General features: G+C 39.7%; 19 protein-coding genes. 7 read left to right on the top strand and 12 right to left on the bottom strand.

The window, feature by feature from the left end:
* Positions 1 to 24 precede the first annotated feature (24 nt).
* The 5 genes from O1D97_RS04235 to O1D97_RS04255 form a co-directional block, all read right to left on the bottom strand.
* Entirely contained in the window at positions 25 to 1,638 is a 1,614-nt protein-coding gene (locus tag O1D97_RS04235; protein WP_269123105.1) for a TRAP transporter large permease, read from the bottom strand.
* Positions 1,639 to 1,656: 18 nt separating this feature from the next.
* Positions 1,657 to 2,334, bottom strand: coding sequence for a TRAP transporter small permease (locus O1D97_RS04240; RefSeq protein WP_269123107.1), 678 nt, complete (start codon positions 2,332 to 2,334; stop codon positions 1,657 to 1,659).
* Between the two features lie 178 nt (positions 2,335 to 2,512).
* The gene (locus O1D97_RS04245; RefSeq protein ID WP_269123109.1) at positions 2,513 to 3,505 is read right to left on the bottom strand and encodes a TRAP transporter substrate-binding protein; all 993 of its coding nucleotides are present in this window, start codon (positions 3,503 to 3,505) and stop codon (positions 2,513 to 2,515) included.
* A 244-nt stretch (positions 3,506 to 3,749) separates the two neighbouring features.
* The gene (locus O1D97_RS04250; RefSeq protein ID WP_269123111.1) at positions 3,750 to 5,825 is read right to left on the bottom strand and encodes a GNAT family N-acetyltransferase; all 2,076 of its coding nucleotides are present in this window, start codon (positions 5,823 to 5,825) and stop codon (positions 3,750 to 3,752) included.
* Positions 5,826 to 5,913: 88 nt separating this feature from the next.
* Positions 5,914 to 6,597 carry a GntR family transcriptional regulator gene (locus tag O1D97_RS04255; protein ID WP_269123113.1) on the bottom strand — a complete coding sequence of 228 codons (684 nt, stop codon included), beginning with the start codon at positions 6,595 to 6,597 and terminating at the stop codon, positions 5,914 to 5,916.
* Between the two features lie 151 nt (positions 6,598 to 6,748).
* Between O1D97_RS04255 and O1D97_RS04260 the strand changes: the two genes are divergently transcribed.
* The 5 genes from O1D97_RS04260 to O1D97_RS04280 all read left to right on the top strand — a co-directional run bounded on the left by O1D97_RS04260 (position 6,749) and on the right by O1D97_RS04280 (position 11,351).
* Positions 6,749 to 7,012 carry a DUF5062 family protein gene (locus O1D97_RS04260; RefSeq protein WP_269123114.1) on the top strand — a complete coding sequence of 88 codons (264 nt, stop codon included), beginning with the start codon at positions 6,749 to 6,751 and terminating at the stop codon, positions 7,010 to 7,012.
* Positions 7,013 to 7,022: 10 nt separating this feature from the next.
* On the top strand, positions 7,023 to 7,958 hold the full coding sequence (locus O1D97_RS04265) for a cytochrome-c peroxidase (RefSeq protein ID WP_269123116.1): 936 nt from the start codon (positions 7,023 to 7,025) through the stop codon (positions 7,956 to 7,958).
* Between the two features lies 1 nt (position 7,959).
* Positions 7,960 to 9,288, top strand: coding sequence for a diguanylate cyclase domain-containing protein (locus tag O1D97_RS04270; protein ID WP_269123118.1), 1,329 nt, complete (start codon positions 7,960 to 7,962; stop codon positions 9,286 to 9,288).
* 169 nt (positions 9,289 to 9,457) lie between these two features.
* Complete coding sequence (locus O1D97_RS04275; protein WP_269123119.1) at positions 9,458 to 10,831, top strand: glycine--tRNA ligase; 1,374 nt, start codon at positions 9,458 to 9,460, stop codon at positions 10,829 to 10,831.
* A gap of 169 nt (positions 10,832 to 11,000) precedes the next feature.
* Entirely contained in the window at positions 11,001 to 11,351 is a 351-nt protein-coding gene (locus O1D97_RS04280; RefSeq protein WP_269123121.1) for a VOC family protein, read from the top strand.
* Between the two features lie 55 nt (positions 11,352 to 11,406).
* On the opposite strand, the gene O1D97_RS04285 is transcribed toward O1D97_RS04280, so the two are convergent.
* From O1D97_RS04285 to O1D97_RS04315, 7 genes are all read right to left on the bottom strand, one after another.
* Entirely contained in the window at positions 11,407 to 12,597 is a 1,191-nt protein-coding gene (locus tag O1D97_RS04285; protein WP_269123123.1) for a quaternary amine ABC transporter ATP-binding protein, read from the bottom strand.
* Entirely contained in the window at positions 12,590 to 13,489 is a 900-nt protein-coding gene (locus O1D97_RS04290) for an ABC transporter permease (RefSeq protein ID WP_269123125.1), read from the bottom strand. Before O1D97_RS04290 ends, O1D97_RS04285 begins: the two co-directional genes overlap by 8 nt.
* 121 nt (positions 13,490 to 13,610) lie before the next feature.
* Complete coding sequence (locus O1D97_RS04295; protein WP_269123127.1) at positions 13,611 to 14,600, bottom strand: ABC transporter substrate-binding protein; 990 nt, start codon at positions 14,598 to 14,600, stop codon at positions 13,611 to 13,613.
* A gap of 294 nt (positions 14,601 to 14,894) precedes the next feature.
* Positions 14,895 to 15,221 (bottom strand): MarR family winged helix-turn-helix transcriptional regulator, encoded by a 327-nt coding sequence (locus O1D97_RS04300; protein ID WP_330221435.1) that lies wholly within the window; start codon positions 15,219 to 15,221, stop codon positions 14,895 to 14,897.
* A 208-nt stretch (positions 15,222 to 15,429) separates the two neighbouring features.
* Positions 15,430 to 16,839 carry a cryptochrome/photolyase family protein gene (locus tag O1D97_RS04305; RefSeq protein WP_269123129.1) on the bottom strand — a complete coding sequence of 470 codons (1,410 nt, stop codon included), beginning with the start codon at positions 16,837 to 16,839 and terminating at the stop codon, positions 15,430 to 15,432.
* A gap of 50 nt (positions 16,840 to 16,889) precedes the next feature.
* Positions 16,890 to 17,903: a YbgA family protein gene (locus tag O1D97_RS04310; RefSeq protein WP_269123131.1), complete on the bottom strand. Its 1,014-nt coding sequence runs from the start codon at positions 17,901 to 17,903 to the stop codon at positions 16,890 to 16,892.
* Positions 17,893 to 18,936 (bottom strand): NAD(P)/FAD-dependent oxidoreductase, encoded by a 1,044-nt coding sequence (locus O1D97_RS04315; RefSeq protein WP_269123133.1) that lies wholly within the window; start codon positions 18,934 to 18,936, stop codon positions 17,893 to 17,895. The genes O1D97_RS04310 and O1D97_RS04315 overlap by 11 nt, the downstream gene beginning before the upstream one ends.
* A 219-nt stretch (positions 18,937 to 19,155) precedes the next feature.
* Here O1D97_RS04315 and O1D97_RS04320 point away from each other — a divergent pair, with 219 nt between their 5' ends.
* Positions 19,156 to 20,010: a MerR family transcriptional regulator gene (locus tag O1D97_RS04320; protein WP_269123135.1), complete on the top strand. Its 855-nt coding sequence runs from the start codon at positions 19,156 to 19,158 to the stop codon at positions 20,008 to 20,010.
* 113 nt (positions 20,011 to 20,123) lie between these two features.
* The gene (locus O1D97_RS04325; RefSeq protein ID WP_269123137.1) at positions 20,124 to 20,387 is read left to right on the top strand and encodes a DUF2061 domain-containing protein; all 264 of its coding nucleotides are present in this window, start codon (positions 20,124 to 20,126) and stop codon (positions 20,385 to 20,387) included.
* Positions 20,388 to 20,465 lie beyond the last annotated feature (78 nt).

Here is a 20,465-nt window from a genome sequence, read left to right on the forward strand (position 1 = left end):
GGGCTTTTATGTCGCTGTAATAAGTTAATTCACTATTTCAGGACCCATTATTGCGTAAGGAAGCGTTGTTGATAGTGCTGGAATATAGGTTATCAATATTAAGAACACCATTAAAACGGCTACAAAAGGCATAGCCGCTTTCACAACTCTTGATAAACTCATGCCTGTAATCCCTGATGTGACGAAGAGGTTCAAGCCGATTGGCGGTGTAATCATACCAATCTCCATGTTTACCACCATCATGATACCTAGGTGAATAGGATCCACGCCTAATTCCATGGCAATAGGGAAAACCACTGGCGCGACAATGACGAGTAAACCTGAAGGCTCCATAAACTGCCCACCGATCAATAATAAAATATTGACCGCAATTAAGAAGGTAAACCAGTTAAAACCAGCGCCTAACATCCATTCTGTAATCATCTGTGGAATACGTTCTGAAGACAACGTATGTGCGAACAAGAAGGCATTGGCGATAATGAACATCAACATGATGGTCGTTTTCGTACCTTCAAACATCACTTTACGAGACTCATCACCAAATAAGGCCGGGAAGAAGCTACGTCCCATAATGCTTAGGTTACGTCCCCATATTGGTAGACCCGCTAATAAGCATGCAGGAATAGATGTGTTGAGACTCTTTCCTCTCATAAACACATAGAAGATGGCTATGCCAATCGACATAATCAATCCCCAGATTGCTCTGTCGCCACCAGTAATACTTTCACTATCGGCAAGAGCAAAGAAGGACAAAATTTCCCACACTAAGAAAAATGAAACTCCGTATACCAAACCGCTAAAACCTACCTTAGCGACTTTAGAGTCAGATTCAAGCACCCATGGGGTTTCTTTTAATGGCCCCATATCACGGTAAACAAAGAGAGCGATAAACATGGAGTAAATTGCAGCGACAACCGCGGCTTCTGTTGGTGTAAATACACCACCGTAAATACCACCCATAATGATGACAATTAAAAATAACCCCCAGCCAGCCTCTTTACCGCCACGTATAATCGCGCCAAAGCCTTTCCATTCTTCAGAAGGTAAGCCTTTGATACGAGCAACAACATAAATAGCCAGCATGAGCATCCCACCGGCCATTAAACCAGGAATAACCCCCGCTAAGAACATACGGCCCACAGATACATCCGTTGCGGCCGCATAAACGACCATAACAATAGAAGGTGGAATGAGTATGCCTAAAGTACCTGCATTGGCAATGATACCTGCTGCAAACTCTTTTGAATAACCCACTTGTTGCATTCCGGCAATGGCGATAGTTCCGATAGCGACTACGGTTGCTGGAGATGAGCCAGATAAGGCCGCAAACATCATGCAAGCCAGAACCGATGCCATCGCAAGACCACCTCTAAAATGACCAACACTGGCGATTGCAAAATTAATCAAACGCTTCGCAACACCACCTGTAGACATATAAGATGAGGCGACAATAAAAAATGGGATAGCTAAAAGGGTGTAGTGAGTACCTACTCCAAATAACGAAATGGCGACGGATGAAAGTGAATCATCAGAGAAAAACGTGATGAATAGAATAGAGGATAGCCCCAAAGATATACCAACAGGTAAACCTATAAATAATAGAGCGAGTACTAAAACGAATAAAAGAATGGATTCCACAATGCTCTCCTAACAGGCTTAGTCTTTAAGGACGTTTTTATTTTCTTCGACTAGGTCTTGCGCTTCATGCCCACTAATAAGCATGGTGCGTTTGCCTGACAAAATCTCTAAGAAGGCTTGAATGGAGCGATAAGATAAGAGCGCCAAACTAACGGGTAAGATGATTAACACTAACCAACGCTGAACTCGTGGTCGGATGTCGAACATATCTTGAATAAAAATAGGGTAACGGAGTTCTTCTGTACCTATTCCGATTTTGAACATTTTTGCCCAGTACTCAATGGCTCCGCCACGCACTTCGGCTCCAAGCAAGGCTAACCAGGTTGAATCGAGAAGAATTAATCCATAAAGGCAGGCACAAGCGGCCCCAAATAAAGACAAGGCTTTCGTTATATGAGGTGGAACGGCATTTAATACGATATCCACACCTAAGTGAATCCCCGTTTTAATACCATAGCTCATTCCTAAAAGGATCAACCATGAGAAGGCTAGGGTGTTAAATTCTAGAGCTGCTGACCAGCCAGTATTAAACCCATAACGAGCGATAACCTGTCCAAAAGAAACAGCCATAATAGACGCAAGAATAATAATCATCAGATTTTCTTCAAAACGTTCCATTTTTTTCGGATAGGCTTTTTCTAACCCCCAAATAATGGCAATTAAGATAAGCAAATAAATGTGAGGCCAGTACGCCATGAGAATGTCTCCTGCACGATAAACAACATTTATGATGAATCAATATGATGTCAGTCGTTCACTGTATAAGTAGAACGCAATAGCGTTGCTTAAGAGTGTTTGGTAAATAATAAGGTGAGAATGATAGGGTTGGTTATAAAACCAACCCTATCCATTAATGAGTATTAACACTCATTGATTACGCTTTTGCGGCTGACTCGATGAGTTGTTTACCGATATCTCTTTCAAACTCGGACCAAACCGGTTTCATAGTACTCACCCATTCTTCACGTTGTGCTGGTGTCAGTACGTTAATTTTACCGCCAGCTTTTAAGATATTTTCTCTGTTAGCTGCTTCTGCCGCTTTAACGGATAGGTTGGCGGCTTGTGTGACTTCATCGGCAATTTGTACAAATTGAGCGCGAACATCATCATCTAACCCTTCTAAAAACTCAGAAGATGTCATAAACAAATAAGCAAGTAACTGGTGATTTGTTTCTGTTACGCTGTCTTGGACTTCATAGAATTTCTTAGTGTAAATATTAGACCAAGTGTTTTCTTGACCGTCTACAACACCTGTTTGTAGGGCACCATAGACTTCAGAGAAAGACATGGCCTGTGGTGATGCACCCATAGCACTGATCATTTTTTTCGCTACGTCAGACGTTTGAACTCGAAATTTCATGCCTTCTGCATCGCTTGGAACAATCAAAGGTTTCTTCGCTGAAAAGTATTTCATTCCAGACATCCAATAACCTAGCCCAACAAAACCAACAGAGTCTTTCATTTCATTTAAAAGACCTTTACCTGCTTGTGATTGAGTAAAACGAATCGCGGCGTCCATATCTTTGAAGATAAATGGTAGGTCAAAGACACCATATTTTTCTGAATAAGAACCGAACTTAGAAAGAGACGGTGCCAATAACTGAACATCACCTAGCAATAATGCCTCTAACTCTTTAGAGTCACCAAATAGCGTTGAGTTAGGGAAAACCTCAATACATAGTTTGCCGTTCATTTCTTTATTAACACGTTCAGCTAAGCTATTTGCAGCAACCACTTTAGGGTGAGTTGTTCCACCTGTTACATGGCTAAATTTAGCAACTACTTCGCCTGGATCGCAATTAGCTGACACAGTACCAGCGGCAAGAGTTAAAGCGGCGGTAGTAAGAGTAAGGCTGATTTTTTTCATTGTTATATAGCTCCAAGTTCGATCATTATTATTGTTTTGCTTTCTATTAATAAAATAGGTTTTCTTAGCAATTCGAAAAACATTTTCATACTGGTTAAAGCATAAATGATGCCAGATCTTCTGTTTTCTTGTAACATGTTGTTTTTATTTAAAAAATAAATATTTCCGTGATGATAAAAACGACTGCTTCACTAAATTTGGCGGTATTACATCTACTATTTTACACATATGGGTGGAAAACCGCCTATTTTAAAAAAGCAGAGAGTGTCTTTTTTACTTTTTCAATAAATTGTTTTTTTGATTGGTAAGGATGACTGTGTTCAGAAATTTTTCCAAGTGCAAGATCGCATAAGTAGATATGGTCTGGGTTTGTTACATTAAGACATTTTGTTTTTATTAACTGAATGATAAAGCGTGTTAATTGAGGCCGGATGCTGGAAAGAGGGCGATGTTTCTCAATGAACAATCTGATGTCTCTACCGTCACGCTCTAAATAGGGATAAGTAGATTCTGACATGGTTTCGTATGGAGAATAAAAAATTGAAATAATTAATTCTGCAGTAAGGTCCTGAGTGCCCAGTAACGCGGTAATATAGAAGTTTTCTTGGAAGTCAAAGTGCCACTTTTTAATGGTTGTCTTAGCCTTCAAAGATAACCCTTTGGCCATCATTATGGAATAATTCCCACTAGACTGATCCTTAGCGTTACCAAGTCGAACAATATGAAAACCATTCTTTTGCCAAAACTGTATCAACTCAGGTTGCGCTGAAAAACTTGTGCATAAAATGTCAATGTCTTGATTTGTTGCTAACCGCTCTATTTCAGTTAAAAGCTGTGAAGCGTACCCTTCCCCTTGATGCGTTGATAAGGTGGCGATGCGACTGACTCGCCAATATTTAAACTCTGCGGCAGAGAGCCATCCCTCGTGAGCTAATAGGGATTGTGGTAATAGGTGTCCTCTTGGCCTACGGGTTCCTTCAAGAATGGCTTGTCTTAATGATTCATCTATTGGGCCCTCTTGGGTCATTACCGCAATGGAGATAATCTGTGATGCTTCAAACCGAATGCAGGTGATAACACTAGGGTCATCCAGTAACCATCTTAAATCACTAGGTGAAGTTTGATAGTGAGCGCTTACAAGTAATCCGAAGGCGGTTTTTAATAAAGTAATATTGTTGAGCCACTCTTTACCTTTTATAAATAGATGTGTGCTAATAGGCTCTTCAGCTAGAGGTTTTCGAGTAATAAGTGGGCTTTGATAAAGGCACAAGGTGTTATCAACCCAACGTTCCAGCGGGTCATTTTCTTTCCAGCGGACGGGTTTATCGAGCGTGCATTCTAATAACTTAACCTGTGAATGTTTTACCTGTTTTAAAAAACGGATTCCAAACCCTCTGCCTCCAATCTCATATCCGTGATCGGTAGAAGAAAACACAATTCTAGGGTATAGAGTGAGTAAGGTCGCTAGAGTGGATACTGGAAAAGCAGCGGCTTCATCGACGATTAAACAATCGATCGTTAAGGGTGAGAAAATAAGCTCGTCAATAGCATAAAAAGGCAGCGCTTTTTGGTGAGTCTTATACTTTTCGTAGTGAATTTTTAATGTCTTAACGGCTTCTTTTCTTGGTGCTGTAATGGCAATACGCCATCCTTCTGTTTCTAACTCGGCCGCTAAAATACCTTGGACAGTGGATTTTCCTCGGCCTCGATGAGCGGTCATGATAACAACAGCGGGTTCATGTTGTGTTAAATGCTTTTGTGTTGAGGTTAAGCTTTGTTGTTGTTGATCTGTTAATTGAAAGTGATCATTTACTTCGAAAATAGAAGGTAGTGGAGAGAAGAGGGTCTTATTATGTAAATAAGTGATCTTCATTGTATGGTTCGTGTCGATTTTCAATTGTTGCAATAAATAATGCTTGAAATAGGATACCTCAGATTCAGGAGTAAGGGGCCAGGGTAAGTATTTTTTAAGCTCTTGATCTGGAGTCGACATCCATGTAGATATATCAGATAAACCGATTGCAAAGAGTCCACCCCCTCGAATGCAGCCAGAGGCGATCGCTAACCCATTGGCACAGATGCCTTGTTCAATATCAAATAAAATAGCATCGCTTGTTTTTCCTAATAATAAAGGTAACTTTTTAAAAGGATAAAAGGTGAACCTGCCGTTTTCTTGGCTACCTGACAAAATGTCATCAGGATTAGAACAGGTGACGATAGGAGTATGGAAGTTTTTAGTGAGTTCATGAAAAGCGTTTAAACGTTCTTGAATTGAACCTATTAAAATATGGATATGCCGATGTTGGTGAATTGCGTGCATAAAATCTCCTAATCAGATCACATGATACCTTGGTTAGGAGCGGCTCTAAAGCCAAATTTCTATCCTGATAAACGTAATATCGCACGATTTAAATTGAGTTGGTTTGCTTTATCAGTGCTTTTTCTAGTACGTTTCGCGAGCGGCTAATATGGCGACGCATTAAAAGTTCGGCTAAATCAGCTTCTTTGTTGGCAATGGCATCAAGAATGTTTCTATGTTCTCGGAGTGCTTGTTTTGGCTCAGGGCGAGATTCTGATGTTTGTTGTCGATACATACGAATCAGTGAATACAATTCATTGATCAGTAATGAAATTAGTTTTGGATTACGACTTGCTTTAATAATACGATTATGAAAATCATAATTGCCTTCTTGATGGATGTAATGGTTCCCGTTATTTGATGTTAAGTAGTCTTCGTGCTTATCGAGGAGCTCGTATAACTCCTTTAGTTCTTTATCTGAAATGTGTTCAACAGCCAGTCGAGCCGCCATACCCTCCAGAGATTCCCTTACCGAGAAAGTATGGATCATATCTTCAGTATTCAACTCAACCACGCGTGCGCCAATATTTGCGGCTCTGGTAACCAGCCCTAAGCCTTCTAGTGTTACAATGGCTTCTCTTAATGGACCACGAGATACGCCATATTTTTGAGCCAGTTCGGTTTCGAAAATTTTGCTGCCTTGTTTCAAGTCTCCTTGAATAATTGAGTGGCTAAGAGATGTGACGAGTTCTTCTGAAATGGTAAGGGTTTTAGACTTCTTAGAAGTTGACATGTCGTTCTCTTTTTTGTTGCGGGGTTGGAAAAAGCGATGACGTTAATTTACTGTTTTTTGTTTGATTTTCCTAGAACTAGATAAGAGTATTTAGGTTCTAAGTGGTTGTTGTAAGAAAAAATGCTAAAGTAATACTAAAGGAGTTTTAATAATGAAGAAAATTAAGAATGAAGCGGCATTTGTAAAGAAAGCGGTACAGGTCGGAGAAAACTATGCGACCAAACGAGGTTATGCGGGGTTTTCTCCAACGATGTCTGCAAATCAAAAAATTGAGGCATTATATCGCTTGCTAGTGTTGGATAAATTGATTGTACCTGTCCCTCCAGATAAAGAAGATTTGCAAAGTATGAAACATAAACTCGCTTTATGGATTCAAAAAGTGCTACCTGCAGACGACCCTATATTTAAAGAGTAAATAAATCTTTATGATTAAATATATTGTCGCCTTGATAGTCATACCTATTTTTTCTGTTCATGCACGAGAAGAGTTTGCTATTACTCCAATCTCCTATCCTGATATTTCGAAAAAAATAGATCAGGTGATGTTAGGAAAATCATTATTTAATGACCCTATATTATTCGACAATGGTAAGAGTTGTGCCGGGTGTCATCTATTTTCTTATGGCGGCGCCTTTCCTTCAGCGTTAGGAGCCCCTGAACAGGCAAGAAAAATCAATGTGCCGACGGTCTTTAATACTTCATTAAACTTTAGATGGCATTGGGATGGAGAGTATAAATCTCTTGAAGAGCACGTAGATAATACAATTAAAATTGAATCCAGCTCATATGACACGGCATGGGAGCTCTTGTTGCAGCGTTTAGAGGATAATGTCAATTATAAAAAACGCTTCAAACAAACCTATGGTGAAATATCTAAAAAACATGTACTTAATTCAATCGTTGAATATGAAAAGGCACTTATTGCACCGTCCCTTTTTGACGATCATTTGAAGGGAAGTAGAAAATTATCTGCAGATGCTCTTAGAGGCTTCCACAAATTTCAGCGTTATGGATGTATATCATGTCACCAAGGAAAAAATATTGGTGGTAATATAATTGTGCCAATCGGAGTAATAAATAATTTTTTTGCGACTAAAAAACCACTGACACAAATTGATTATGGGCACTATAATGTGACAGGCAAAGAGCGTCACAAGTTTTATTTTAAAGTTCCTTCTCTTAGAAACGTTGCGCGCACGGCACCCTATTTTCATGATGGGTCAGCAGAGTCTCTAGAGAAAGCGGTTACAATGATGGCATTTTATCAATTAGGATTAGCGTTAGATACAAAGGATGTGGCTGATATTGTAAGCTTTTTAGAAAGTTTGTCTGGAGACCCTTTAACTGAATTAATGGAATAGTATGATGAAAAAGAGTCTGGTTTTATTGGCAATAATAATATCAACGATAACTTTAATTTTCGTATTAGAAGGAATTTTATCGCAAGAAAGAGAGTATCAATCTGATCTCATTTCGAATGTATCTAATCTTGAAAGTGTTAATGCCAGCCTTAACTATGAGGTGTTATATAATCAGTCTTTTTATCATGATAATTTTGATTCGATTAACGTGAAGATAGATCGATTTAATTCTCTATTATCGACATTAGAAAATAAGTTTCAGTTTCATGATGAAGAGACGGTTTCAATAATAAATGAACTAAAGCAGCGTTTTTCAGCTAAAGAAGCTCTAATTGAGGATCTATCTTCTGCATTAGCAATTATTAGATCTTCAATCAGGTTTTTAGCGTTTAACTTTGACAGTATCGAAGAGAAAATTGACGAAATTGCTCAGAAAAATCCAAGTCTAAAGGACGAGTTTTTCCAATATAGAAGGGACTTGAAGGTATTTTGGTTAAATAAGCTGATCGAAAGGGCAACGAATAAAGGCGTTAGTTTTGGCACACTGAACTTTCCTGAGTGTACTGAGTGTAAGCCTTTTTTAGAAAAAGACATTCAGAGTATAGTAAATCATCTTGAAGTACTGAGCCGATATTCTGAAAATCAAAGGGAATACAGTGAACGTCTAAAAAGAACGAATGTTGAGCTTTCTATTAATACTCTGTTTATTGAAGTTGAGTATTTAATTAATGACGCAGAAGAGCAAAGCATAAAGCAAAAAATAATTATTTTTATAACGGCAATCGCTCTAATGCTGACTGTGTGTATCGTCTTTTACTTTGTTCATAAAAGTAGAAAGCATCAGCAAATTAGTAAAACCGATCTACTGACAGGGTTTGGTAATCGTAATCATCTAGAAAACTATTTTGAATCAGTAAAAAGTAAAATGGGTGAAGAGGATGCTTCATTTGGACTGCTTTTTATTGATTTAGATGGGTTCAAGCAAGTAAATGACCTGCTTGGTCATCCCTATGGAGATAAGGTCCTCAAAACCGTAGCGACTAAACTGTCATTACAACTTGAAGAGGGGCAGGAGTTGATACGTTATGGTGGTGATGAGTTTATTATTATCATTCCAGAAGTATCTAAAGAAGCATTACAAGTACTTGGTTGTAAGTTAGTGGACAGTGGCTATGCCTTATTACAAAGAAACTTATCCGTATCTTTATCCATAGGTGGTGTTATGTACCCTGAAGCGGCAAATACCTTACCAGATCTTATTGTTAAAGCGGATAAAGCCATGTATGAAGCAAAACAAAAGGGAAAAAATCAGTTTTGTATGGCGGATTAATATTTTTTATTTATGTAAACGCTTTAAATTCGATTTTCTTCTTTGATCCTTTGCAATGCCTCTTTTAGACCATTGAGTGAATTAGTGGCTCAGAGTACAATGACTGCCTTTAAAAGAGGTTCAGTCTCTTTTCACAACTAATTTATTATTGCTTGAGGTATATTTAGACATGCCAGCTAAAACAATGGATGAACTCGTCTCCCTTTGTAAACGTCGTGGATTTATTTTCCAGGGCAGTGAAATTTATGGTGGCATGCAAGGGGCTTACGATTACGGTCCATTAGGTGTTGAGCTAAAAAACAACATTAAATCCGCATGGTGGCGTTCAATGGTTTATGAGCGTGACGATGTTGAAGGTCTTGATGCGGCGATTGTTCAAAACAAACACGTCTATAAATATTCAGGCCATGAAGACACATTTACGGACCCTATGGTTGATTGTCATGAGTGTAAGTCACGCATGCGTGCGGATCACATGAAAGACATCAAGGTATGTGATAACTGTGGTTCTGATAATGTCACTGAGCCACGTGACTTTAACCTAATGTTTAAAACAAACGTAGGTCCTATGGTTAACGAAGAGTCATATACCTATCTTCGTCCAGAAACGGCTCAAGGTATTTTTACTAACTTTAAGAACGTAGTAGATTCTACTTCTCGTACTTTACCATTCGGTATTGCTCAAATTGGTAAATCTTTCCGTAATGAGATTACACCACGCAACTTTATTTTCCGTGTGCGCGAATTTGAACAAATGGAATTGGAGTTTTTCTGTAAGCCGGGTGAAGATGAAAAGTGGCATGATACTTGGGTTGCTTTGCGTAAGCAGTGGTGGCTGGACCAAGGTTTAGCAGAAGAAAATATTGAGTTTGAATACGTTACTGGTGATGATCTTGCTCATTATTCAAAATCTACTGTGGATATCTTATATAAGTTTCCACATGGTTTTGAAGAGTTAGAAGGTGTCGCTAACCGTACAGACTATGACTTAGGTTCTCATACTAAAGCGCAAGACGAGTTTGGCCTGTCAGCAAAAGTGAAGAAGAACGAGCACTCAACAGCTAAATTGGCTATTCGTGATTTAGAAGCAAACAAATGGGAAGTGCCATTTTGTATTGAACCTTCAGCAGGCCTTGACCGTGGCTTACTGGCTATTATGACGGAGGCTTATACAGAAGAAAAATTAGAGAATGGCTCTTCTCGTATCGTCTTAAAATTCAAACCACATCTAGCTCCTATTAAAGTGGCTATTATGCCTCTGAAAAAGAATAAGCCTGAGATTGTTGCGTTAGCGAAAGAGTTAAAGAATAAACTTCAAAAACTTGGCTTAGGTCGTATCTTATATGAGAATACAGGTAATGTGGGTAAAGGTTACCGTCGTCATGATGAAGTAGGTACGCCTATCTGTGTTACTGTTGATTTCGATTCTATTGAAAAAGAAGGGGCTCCAGTAACGGTTCGTGATCGCGATACTATGGAACAAATTACTGTGCCTGCGGCGGATCTACCAGCTTATGTGATTAATTACTTTATTAATCAGTAAGCGTTTAATGTCTATAAAGTCGTTTGAGTACTTTTATAAAGTCGCTTGCCTTTTAGGTTAGCGGCTTTTTTTATTTAAATTGACCGGTTGGTTAATCTTTCAATGTTATTCGTCTATATTTAATGTGTTCAGTGTTTTTTCTATTTATAAACGTCAGGGTTACTACGTTATGCAAAACAATAAAATTAATTATGTTGAGCTGCCAGCTTCAAAGTTAGATAAGACCAAAGTTTTTTTTAATCGGGTATTTGGCTGGACGTTTGTAGATTATGGTCCTGAGTACAGCGCATTTGAAAATGCCGGTTTAGACGGTGGTTTTTTTAAATCTGAAAAATCATCTCTGACTCATAACGGCAGTGCATTAGTGGTTCTTTACAGTGATAATTTAAATGTCATAAAAGATACTATTATTGAACATGGAGGGGTGATTGTTCAGGATATATTTGTTTTTCCAGGAGGAAAGCGATTTCACTTTCTAGACCCAAGTAATAATGAGTTCGCTGTTTGGTCTGATCGATAGGTGATCTCATAGAGGCAGGGTGATACATAAGACCTGACCTCTATGAGTGATGGTTTTACACTGAATTATCTAGAGTGGAAGCTAAGTCCTCCTGTCTAAGTTCCCCCACATGTTTACCTTCTTTGTTTAAGACTGGCAACGCATAATGAGATAGAAGCGCTTTTGGTAATGCGAACTCTAACGGTGTGTCTGGTTTAACGGTGGCCGTTGCCAGGATATGTTCAGATTGAATGTTCCCACTTGGTTGCTCGATTAGGGCTTTCTCAAGGGTTTCCTTAAGAAGAATGCCTTCAAAGCCATTATCGGACTGATAGAAGGCATAGTCATGGGCGGCTAATTGATTTAACGCCTCTTGCAAGCCCTGTTTGGTTACCAGTGGAACGGTTTGTTGCATAATCGTTTTAACTGGAACGGCTCGAGCTCGGTTGACATCTTTAACAAAAGCTTCTACATAGTCATCGGCAGGGTTCAAAAGAATGTCTACCGGTGAACCAATTTGTATCAGCTCTCCATCTTTTAAGATGGCAATTCGATCACCAATACGTAAGGCTTCATCTAAGTCATGAGTAATAAAAATAATGGTTTTTTGTAACTCATTCTGTAATTGAACTAATTGATCCTGCATCTCGCTACGGATTAAAGGATCAAGCGCGGAGAAGGCCTCATCCATGAGTAGAATCTCTGCATTGGTGCATAATGCTCTAGCAAGACCAACCCTTTGTTGTTGTCCTCCAGAAAGCTGCGCAGGGTACTGTTCTTCGTATCCTGCTAGGCCAACCGTTTCAAGCCATTGGGTCGCGGACTTATAGCGTTCAGTTTTGTCAGTGCCCTGTACCGATAATCCATAAGAAACGTTATCGATGACATTGCGGTGGGGCATTAAACCAAAGTTTTGAAAAACCATCGACATCTTATGCCGTCTAAACTCTGTAAGCTCTTTTAGAGGAAACTTCATAATGTCTTCCCCCTCAACTTTAATTTGCCCTTCGGTAGGGTCAATTAAGCGGTTGAAATGTCTAATTAAGGTCGACTTTCCAGAGCCCGATAGTCCCATAATGACGAATATTTCGCCTCTATGAATTTTTAAATTTATGTCTTTTAGGCCAACAGTATGGCCAGTTTCTGCCAATATATCGTCTTTGCTTTTGCCTGCATTGACTAAGGGCATTATTTTTTTAGGGGTATTACCAAAGATCTGATAAAGGCCAGATACTTCGATGAAAGGAGTTTCATGAACCTTATCCATTATTATGACCTTCTAAATGTTTCTGAGAGCGTTTTGCGTAAGTCTGAGAGACTCGGTCAAAAATAATAGCTAAAGCAACAATGGCTAAACCATTAAGTAGACCTAGAGTGAAATATTGGTTTGTTATGGATTTTAGCACGGGTTGACCTAAACCTTTTACACCAATCATAGAAGCGACAACAACCATAGACAGTGCCATCATAATTGTTTGGTTAATTCCTGCCATAATAGTCGGTAAGGCTAATGGTAGCTGTACACCAAATAAGCGTTGAGTAGAGGTTGCTCCATACGCCGTAGCGGCTTCCAACGTTTCCACATTGACTAATCGGATACCAAGGTTGGTCAGTCGAATTACCGGGGGGATAGCGTAAATAATAACCGCTATTACTCCAGGTATTTTACCAATACCCAATAGCATAACGACTGGAATTAAGTACACAAAGGCCGGCATGGTTTGCATAATGTCCAAAATGGGATTGACGACAGCCTGAGCTTTATTTGAGCGCGATATGAGTATACCAATTGGAATTCCAATACCGATGGAAAGGAGTGTACAGACGGTAATGATGCTGAGTGTCCGCATGGTGTCTTCCCACATGCCAAAATAACCAATGGCCAGTAAAGAAGCTAATACACCTAAAGACAGTTTCCAAGAGCGGCTGGCCGCATAAACAATGCCTATGATAACGGCGATAATTAACCACCAAGGAGAGCTAATGAGTAGTTTTTCAAACCAGATTAAGAAAGAAAGTAAAGGGTCAAAGAAGTTCTCTATGGTTTCGCCATATTCCCGAGAAAAGGATCGATAAGCGCCATCAAGGGATTTTCGGATATCAATTAAGTCGCGGCGCTCAAGTTGTGGAAACTCGGTGAGCCATGAAGAGTCTGACATAGTTGTGTAACCTTTTTTAAGTGAATATTTTTATCACTATAACGATTTAAACGCGTTTTATAATGAGAATACATACACACGCTTTCTTTCCTTGAAGGCGCGTGTATATTTCTAGATGGTGCTATAGAGAGCTTTTGATTTTTGTTGCAACGTCTGCAGGAACCCATTTCGTCCAAAGGTTCTCATTGTTCTCAATGAAGTGCTCAGCGGCAATTTCGCCATCCGCTTGGTTTTCTTCCATCCATGCTAGCAATCTATTCATGTCTTTATTGGTGAAAGCACGTTTAGTGAAATACTCATAAGCTTGAGGCTCACGTGTTGCAAAATCTTCCGTTGTTACCGTTGTTACAAAAGAAGGTGGATACATAGTCGGTTTAGGATCTAAGCAATCTTCTTGGGTGATACAGTCAACGAAATGTTCTTTATTTATTCCAGAGCCAAAGTCTACTTTGACCATTTCATATTTACCTAAGATAGCGGTTGGTGCCCAATAGTAGCCTAACCAACCTTGTTCTCTTTCGTATGCACGTGCAATAGAGCCTGATAGACCTGCCGCTGAACCTGGATCAATGATCTCGAATCCGGCTTCTTCCATATTAAGCGCTTTAAATAGGTTTACCGTAGAGATTTGGCAGTTCCAACCCGCTGGGCAACCGTATAAGCCGCCTAGATTTTCGTCTTCAGGATGGTCAAATAATTCTGGGTGCTTTAAAACCCCTTCGATTGTAGCCAGTTCAGGGTATTTATCAGCTAAATATTTAGGTACCCAGAAGCCTTCTTCACCACCATCAGATAGAGAATCGACTGAGAAGCGTAAGCGTTTTTCATCAATCCCTTTTTGTAGGGCATCAAGGGAGGCATTGGCCCACATTTCAGGCGCTACATCGGGTTCGTTTTTTTCAAGCATCGAGGTGCCTGTTGGCATAGTGTCACCAGGTACAAGGTCAACGGCGCAACCATAGCCATTTTCTAAAATAAACTTATCCACATTCGCCATTAAAGAGGCTGAGCTCCAGTTCATATCGGCAATAGAAACGTCGCCGCAATCGGCCGCAAAACTGACCGTTGGGGCAAGGGCTAAAGCACCTGTAACAAGAAGGATATTACGCATAGTGGTTCCTTTTAAAATTATTATCTAAATTGATTAGTTCTCAAAGTATTTTTAGTTTATATAGTCTACGCGGTTATATCAAATCTATTTGGTAAACTTATGTTTAGTTATATCCTGTGAAATCTTCTTATTTTATAAAGAATTACAGGTCTGTCGGTGCGTTCACGTCTAGCAAAGGTGAGGCATCAAGCTTGTCCGCATCCATCATAGTAGCGACCCTTTGTAGTGATGATAGAATTTGAGTTTGTTCCCAAGACTCAAGTTCAGTAAAGGAATGGATGAAATTTTCATGCATTAAAGGGGGGTGTTTTTAAGAACATGTAAGCTTTCAGCGGTTAAGCGAGCGTGTACTATGCGTTTATCCGCGACAGAACGAACTCTTTCCACCAGTTTTTTATCTTCTAGTCGATTTAATATGGTGGTGACAGTTGCTTGTGATAGCGAGACTTCATCGGACAGTTTTTTTACGGTTACATCTCCTAAAGAAGATATGGAGCGCAGTACCATAATTTGAGGGATAGTTAAGCCGCAGGTTTTGCTTATCCATTTCGATTGTAAATCGGTTGCTCGAATGATTCGGCGCAGATTAATTAGAACGTCTTGGATATATTGATCAGACATATTAATTCTCAATAGAAGCTGTTTTAAGAAGTGAAACCTAGATTTTTTATCGATTTAGAGCGCTAAGAGCACTATTAAAGTGCCCTTAATTTATGATGTGCTCGATCATATTCATTAGAGTTGAAATCATTATAGGTGTAATGATTATTTAATTCTAGCGGTGAGTTGAGACTAAGATATGCCTGACTTTTACATTGGATGAATAAATTTACAGTACATGCTTTGTTGAATTGAGTTGTGCAAAGGCGGCTATCGCATGTTGTCTGGCTTCTTTGTACTGTATTATTGGATGAGGGTAGGCGAGTTCTATACGTGATTCTGCGTTAGGGTTGTGGATCGACTTATTATCAAGAGAGGCGATCTCAGGGACAAACCGACGTATAAACTCACCTTCAGGGTCGAATTTTTCAGACTGTCTCGTTGGGTTAAACACCCGAAAGTAAGGAACCGCATCGCAGCCCGTTGAAGCGCTCCATTGCCACCCACCATTATTGGCGGCAAATTCACCATCAATTAATGTATTCATAAAATATGTCTCACCAATTCTCCAATCAATAAACAGCAATTTTGTTAAAAAACTGGCGGCAATCATCCGTAAGCGATTGTGCATCCAACCAGTCTGAGAGAGTTGCCTCATGGCCGCATCGACAATTGGGAATCCCGTTTTACCATCGCACCAAGCTTGAAATGTTGTTTCAGGGCTATTCCAAACAATTTGATCCGTTTCTAATTTGAAAGGTTTTGACATATTGAGCGCCTCAAAGTGAAGCAGAAGTTGTCGGTAAAAATCACGCCATGCTAACTCTTTAAGCCAGATACTGGACATCCAATCTCTCCCAGCTTGATCACAATTATATTCGATGGCAAAAAGCAGTTCTCTTGGGCCAATAGCCCCTAAGCTCAGGTAAGGCGATAAGGTACTGGTTCCTGCTAAAGAAGGGATGTCTCTCTGATCGTTATAATGACTTTCTTTATGGTGGCAGAATAGCCAAAGTCTTTGTTTAATAGATTCTGCATCTGTAGGCCACAAATCATTTCGATAGGTTTCATGCCATGGCAAGTCAATATGAGAAATATCTAGGGGCTTTCCTTGTGGGGCTGGTGAAGGTAAAGGAGTGCGATCTTGTAGTGACAGAATTTGTAACCAACGTTTATAAAAAGGAGTAAATACCTTGAAGGGGGTTCCTTGCTGACTAAATACAGGGCGTGCCACAATCAGATCGGTCGCTTGAGGGTGGACAGTAATACCATGTTGCTCAGATAAGTTTCCGACCTGGGTGTCTCGACGCCTTTCATCTAAAGGTGTTTCTTGATTAAACCAAAGATCGTGAGCATGAATCGATTGACAAAAGGCAACTATTTTATCGGGTAAATCGGAGAAATAGTCCGCTTCAATTAGCGATACCTTGATCCCTAATTCTGCGCATTGATGAGTGACCAGAGTTATCAAATCGGCTCTTAAGCCAAATTTTGCTGGTGACTCGGCATGCGCTCTCCATTGCTCAGGCGTGACTGAAATAATGATTTCGACAGGGCCGTTTTGAGACGCATAAAAGAGAGCGGGATTATCTTTTATGCGTAAATCGTTTCTCAGCCAAACCACTTGCGTTGTATTCATGATATTAAAAGACCTTATTTATAAAGTTGTACCATCAAGGTAACCGAACGCTAAATCTGGTTTCTTATACCTAACTGTGTAGGGTAATAAGGAGTGATATAACGTTGTTGCTTGGCGTATTCACTGCCATAGTGTTTCAAATAATGCTGTAACAGGGTTATGGGCGTGGTTAAGTTCACTTCACCTCGTCCATATTGCTCTATGACAGCCAAAATATCTCGGCGTACACTACTTTCTACACTGCGTTTTAAATAGCCCAGCAAGTGGGTTAAAGTATTGCAATGATTACGGCGCTTTGCTGGTTTGCTTAAGGCTTCCATAAAAAGATGAAAATAACGATCTCTTCTTTCTATTAACGGCATGTTTTCCGTTCCAGATAGTAGTTTTCCTAATGCTTTATACGCTGGTTGAGATTGCGACATAACGACATATTTATAACGACTATGAAAGTCAATAAGCGCCTTCATGCTGAGTTGAGCGTTTACTTCGTGGCGAAACTCATGGTGAGCGTAAACCCTTAAAATAAAGTTTTCTCTTAGGTTCGCGTCATTCAATCGAGCTTCTTCTTCAATCGGTAAATAAGGGTATTTGTTCTGTAATAGCTCAGTAAATAACCCAGAACGTGTTTCTGCGTGTGGGTGCCCACTCTCTTGATAGACCTTGATACGGCTCATTCCACAGCTAGGGGATTTTTTCATTAGAATATAGCCGTCTAAATGATCTAAGGTTTCAACATAGTTAGCACTGGGGGCTAGGAAGGCTTTTGCGACATCTGAGCCTGGTTGATTAGAATAGGCCAAACGCGGTGAATCAGGGTTACCTTCTAACCGTAAAGTGGGTCTTGGTGCGCCAAATCCTGCCGCCATTTCAGGGCAAAAAGATTCGAATGCAAAGAGATTACTAAGAATGTTGTCGCAATAAGTCGATCGACTGTGACCACCATTAAAGCGAACATTTTGTCCTAATAAACAGGAACTAATGCCGACTTTTATTGGAGCTCCTTCTGTTTTTATGTCTTGTAGTGTAGCTTCGAGTTGTGTGATCGCAATTTTTTTAGAGCTCATGATTATCTCCTTGAGTGACCGTTGATCTTTTATGTTGTGAATGTAGAATGCGATTGCATAAATGTTGAGCGCTTAGTAAGGCTCCTTCTATGTCACCCTGACAAAGCCAGTCCGCTGCGATGCCTAGGTTCTGTTTTGGGACCCATCGAGAAGGCTCACCTTCGAGCGGTGTATGCTGTCCAAGAAGCCAGCGATGGCATATAACTGAGTTGCCTTTTTGCCCAGTAATCTCGAAAAAAGCATTGGACAAAGAGACGGCAATAAAGGTTTTATTCGCCTCTATATTTTTTTCACTCCATTCTTTTTTTGCTTGAATGACCCAGTTGGATGATGACCCTGAACGACCTGGTTTTGCGCTATCATGAATAATTCTTTCAATAACTGGGTGATTCTTTGGTTCGATTAAAGGGCTATCAACGTGCCTAGATTGCTCTGTATTAGAGGTGGATTTGATCATGATGCTCCATTGAGGCCTGCATAGAGCGCTAGCCCAGTGACTTTCAGACAAAAGCTTAGGAAAGGAGTGAGTACTTGCTAATAAAGAGCAAGTCTGTGCAGCAGGAGTAGTAATAATCAGTTGATCGCATTCCAGAATGATTTGATCGTTTTCGTTTCTTAATATCCAGCCGTGGTTTGATTTCTCTATGTGATGTACGTAACAGTTGTTGATTAATTCGGCTTCTCCGATTAAATAGCGAGTTAAAGAACTCATTTTTGGTGTGCCGACATAAGCGAATAAACCGGTTTTATTTACCTCAGGCCAAGCCATAATAATATGTTTCTGTAACCATTCTTGAGAGTGCTCTTTTAATAAAGGGCTGCTTAAATGAAAAAAAGGTGCTCCAAGATCAACACTTTGATGATCGTCTATTTTTTTACTACTGCTGCGTCCCCCGGTACCTCTGCTTTTCTCAAGTACGGTGACCTTAATTCCGGCCGAACTTAATAAGGAAGCGCAAAAGGATCCTGCAATACCCGCTCCAATAATAGCTACATTGGTTTTTGTATGAGTGGCCGCTTGCTTGCCGGTCATGATTTGAACTTCCTCTACAATGAGTTAAATAAATTTGTACAATTGTTGGATGTGTACAACTATTTCTTTTACAATATAGACAGTTGTACAAGAAAATCAAACTTTTTGTACAAAAATATTTTTTGTATAAGATTATTTGCGATTCACTATTATGAAATTGAATGAAGTATCCAAAGTAGTTGAGCCCAATTCTCTTGAGCTTTTTTTCCTATTCGGGAGTTGTCTTTACAAACCGGAGTTAACTCCGTGACGTTAAGGGCATGGGAAAGGCGTTATGGATTATTAAAGCCTATCCGTACTGAAAAAGGACATAGGCTGTATTCAGATACTGATGTACAGCGAGTCAAAGCGATAGTGAGTTGGATTAATAAAGGCATTGCCGTGAGTAAGGTGCGTGCTTTACTTGATCAAGAAAGTGTGACGAATGACGCCAATATATCTAATGAGTGGAGTGATCAACAAGCGCAACTATTAACGGCTATTGAACTGTATCAAGAAGATAAAATAGACTCACTAATACAGCAAAACTTATCGCAATACCCAATAGAGGCGGTGATTCATTATTGGCTTGCCCCCGTTTTATCTGAACTACAAAACGCCCAATTAAAACAAGAACAGAAAAGTTACTTTATTTCTTTATTACGGCAACGGATTACTATTCGCTTAATGTCGCAGAATAAAAAGAAATCGAAGAGAAGAGTGTTATTAACGTCCCTTGGGGAAGAGTCAAGTATTTGGGTATGGTTACAGGCCGCTTGGTGCTCAGATGAAGGGTTTTATGTTGTGGTCATTGATACCCTTGAATCTGTAGAAGAAAGTCCTGCTTTGATTGAAAATATACGTCCTGATTTCTTTATTAGCCATGTGGATAAAGGGTTTGGGCTGAAACAGGAAATGGTCATGCAGAAGTTTCAAGCGTTCTCTATTCCTATTGTCTTAAGCGGAGCGACAACATGGTTAGAAGAAAATCGTCGGGAAGCTCCGTCTGGATTAGCGGTTTTCTCTGACCCTTTTGATGCTGTGCGTCACGTGTGTGAGTCTGTCTCTGAAAATCAAAAACTATCAAAGTTATAGTTTTAATAGATTTTATATTACTTTCGTTTTCTTATATTCTGAATTCCAACAGATGAGCTTCATATGCCTGCCATTTGAAGCTCTTTACAGAATATTTTGTGAGGAAATGGATGATGAAAAAGACAATGACATTTGCTGTTATGCACTTTTCTATAGCGTTTACCGTGGCGTATTTATTAACCGGTAGCTTACTGGTCGGAGGACTTGTTGCTGTAGTTGAGCCTGCCATTAACACGGTTGCCTTTTATTTCCATGAAAAATTTTGGGAGACTAAAGAAAACAGTCCATTGCATGCTAAATGGACGTCAATGATGGATTCATCTGCGGCCATGGCGGGGACCTTAAAAAGTGTCAGTGCGGACTATGCCATGAAATAAAAATCCTAATCCAGTATAGGCATGAGACATAGGAGGGAGGAAAGTAAAAAATGGAAAATAAAAGTACGATCGACAATG

The organism is Marinomonas phaeophyticola (assembly GCF_026966905.1).
GTDB classification, from domain to species: domain Bacteria; phylum Pseudomonadota; class Gammaproteobacteria; order Pseudomonadales; family Marinomonadaceae; genus Marinomonas; species Marinomonas phaeophyticola.

Coding starts and splice junctions, on each gene's coding strand:
- O1D97_RS04240 (WP_269123107.1), bottom strand. CDS start 2,334: ATGGCGTACTGGCCTCACATTTATTTGCTTATCTTAATTGCCATTATT.
- O1D97_RS04245 (WP_269123109.1), bottom strand. CDS start 3,505: ATGAAAAAAATCAGCCTTACTCTTACTACCGCCGCTTTAACTCTTGCC.
- O1D97_RS04250 (WP_269123111.1), bottom strand. CDS start 5,825: ATGCACGCAATTCACCAACATCGGCATATCCATATTTTAATAGGTTCA.
- O1D97_RS04255 (WP_269123113.1), bottom strand. CDS start 6,597: ATGTCAACTTCTAAGAAGTCTAAAACCCTTACCATTTCAGAAGAACTC.
- O1D97_RS04260 (WP_269123114.1), top strand. CDS start 6,749: ATGAAGAAAATTAAGAATGAAGCGGCATTTGTAAAGAAAGCGGTACAG.
- O1D97_RS04265 (WP_269123116.1), top strand. CDS start 7,023: ATGATTAAATATATTGTCGCCTTGATAGTCATACCTATTTTTTCTGTT.
- O1D97_RS04270 (WP_269123118.1), top strand. CDS start 7,960: ATGATGAAAAAGAGTCTGGTTTTATTGGCAATAATAATATCAACGATA.
- O1D97_RS04275 (WP_269123119.1), top strand. CDS start 9,458: ATGCCAGCTAAAACAATGGATGAACTCGTCTCCCTTTGTAAACGTCGT.
- O1D97_RS04280 (WP_269123121.1), top strand. CDS start 11,001: ATGCAAAACAATAAAATTAATTATGTTGAGCTGCCAGCTTCAAAGTTA.
- O1D97_RS04285 (WP_269123123.1), bottom strand. CDS start 12,597: ATGGATAAGGTTCATGAAACTCCTTTCATCGAAGTATCTGGCCTTTAT.
- O1D97_RS04290 (WP_269123125.1), bottom strand. CDS start 13,489: ATGTCAGACTCTTCATGGCTCACCGAGTTTCCACAACTTGAGCGCCGC.
- O1D97_RS04295 (WP_269123127.1), bottom strand. CDS start 14,600: ATGCGTAATATCCTTCTTGTTACAGGTGCTTTAGCCCTTGCCCCAACG.
- O1D97_RS04300 (WP_330221435.1), bottom strand. CDS start 15,221: ATGTCTGATCAATATATCCAAGACGTTCTAATTAATCTGCGCCGAATC.
- O1D97_RS04305 (WP_269123129.1), bottom strand. CDS start 16,839: ATGAATACAACGCAAGTGGTTTGGCTGAGAAACGATTTACGCATAAAA.
- O1D97_RS04310 (WP_269123131.1), bottom strand. CDS start 17,903: ATGAGCTCTAAAAAAATTGCGATCACACAACTCGAAGCTACACTACAA.
- O1D97_RS04315 (WP_269123133.1), bottom strand. CDS start 18,936: ATGACCGGCAAGCAAGCGGCCACTCATACAAAAACCAATGTAGCTATT.
- O1D97_RS04325 (WP_269123137.1), top strand. CDS start 20,124: ATGAAAAAGACAATGACATTTGCTGTTATGCACTTTTCTATAGCGTTT.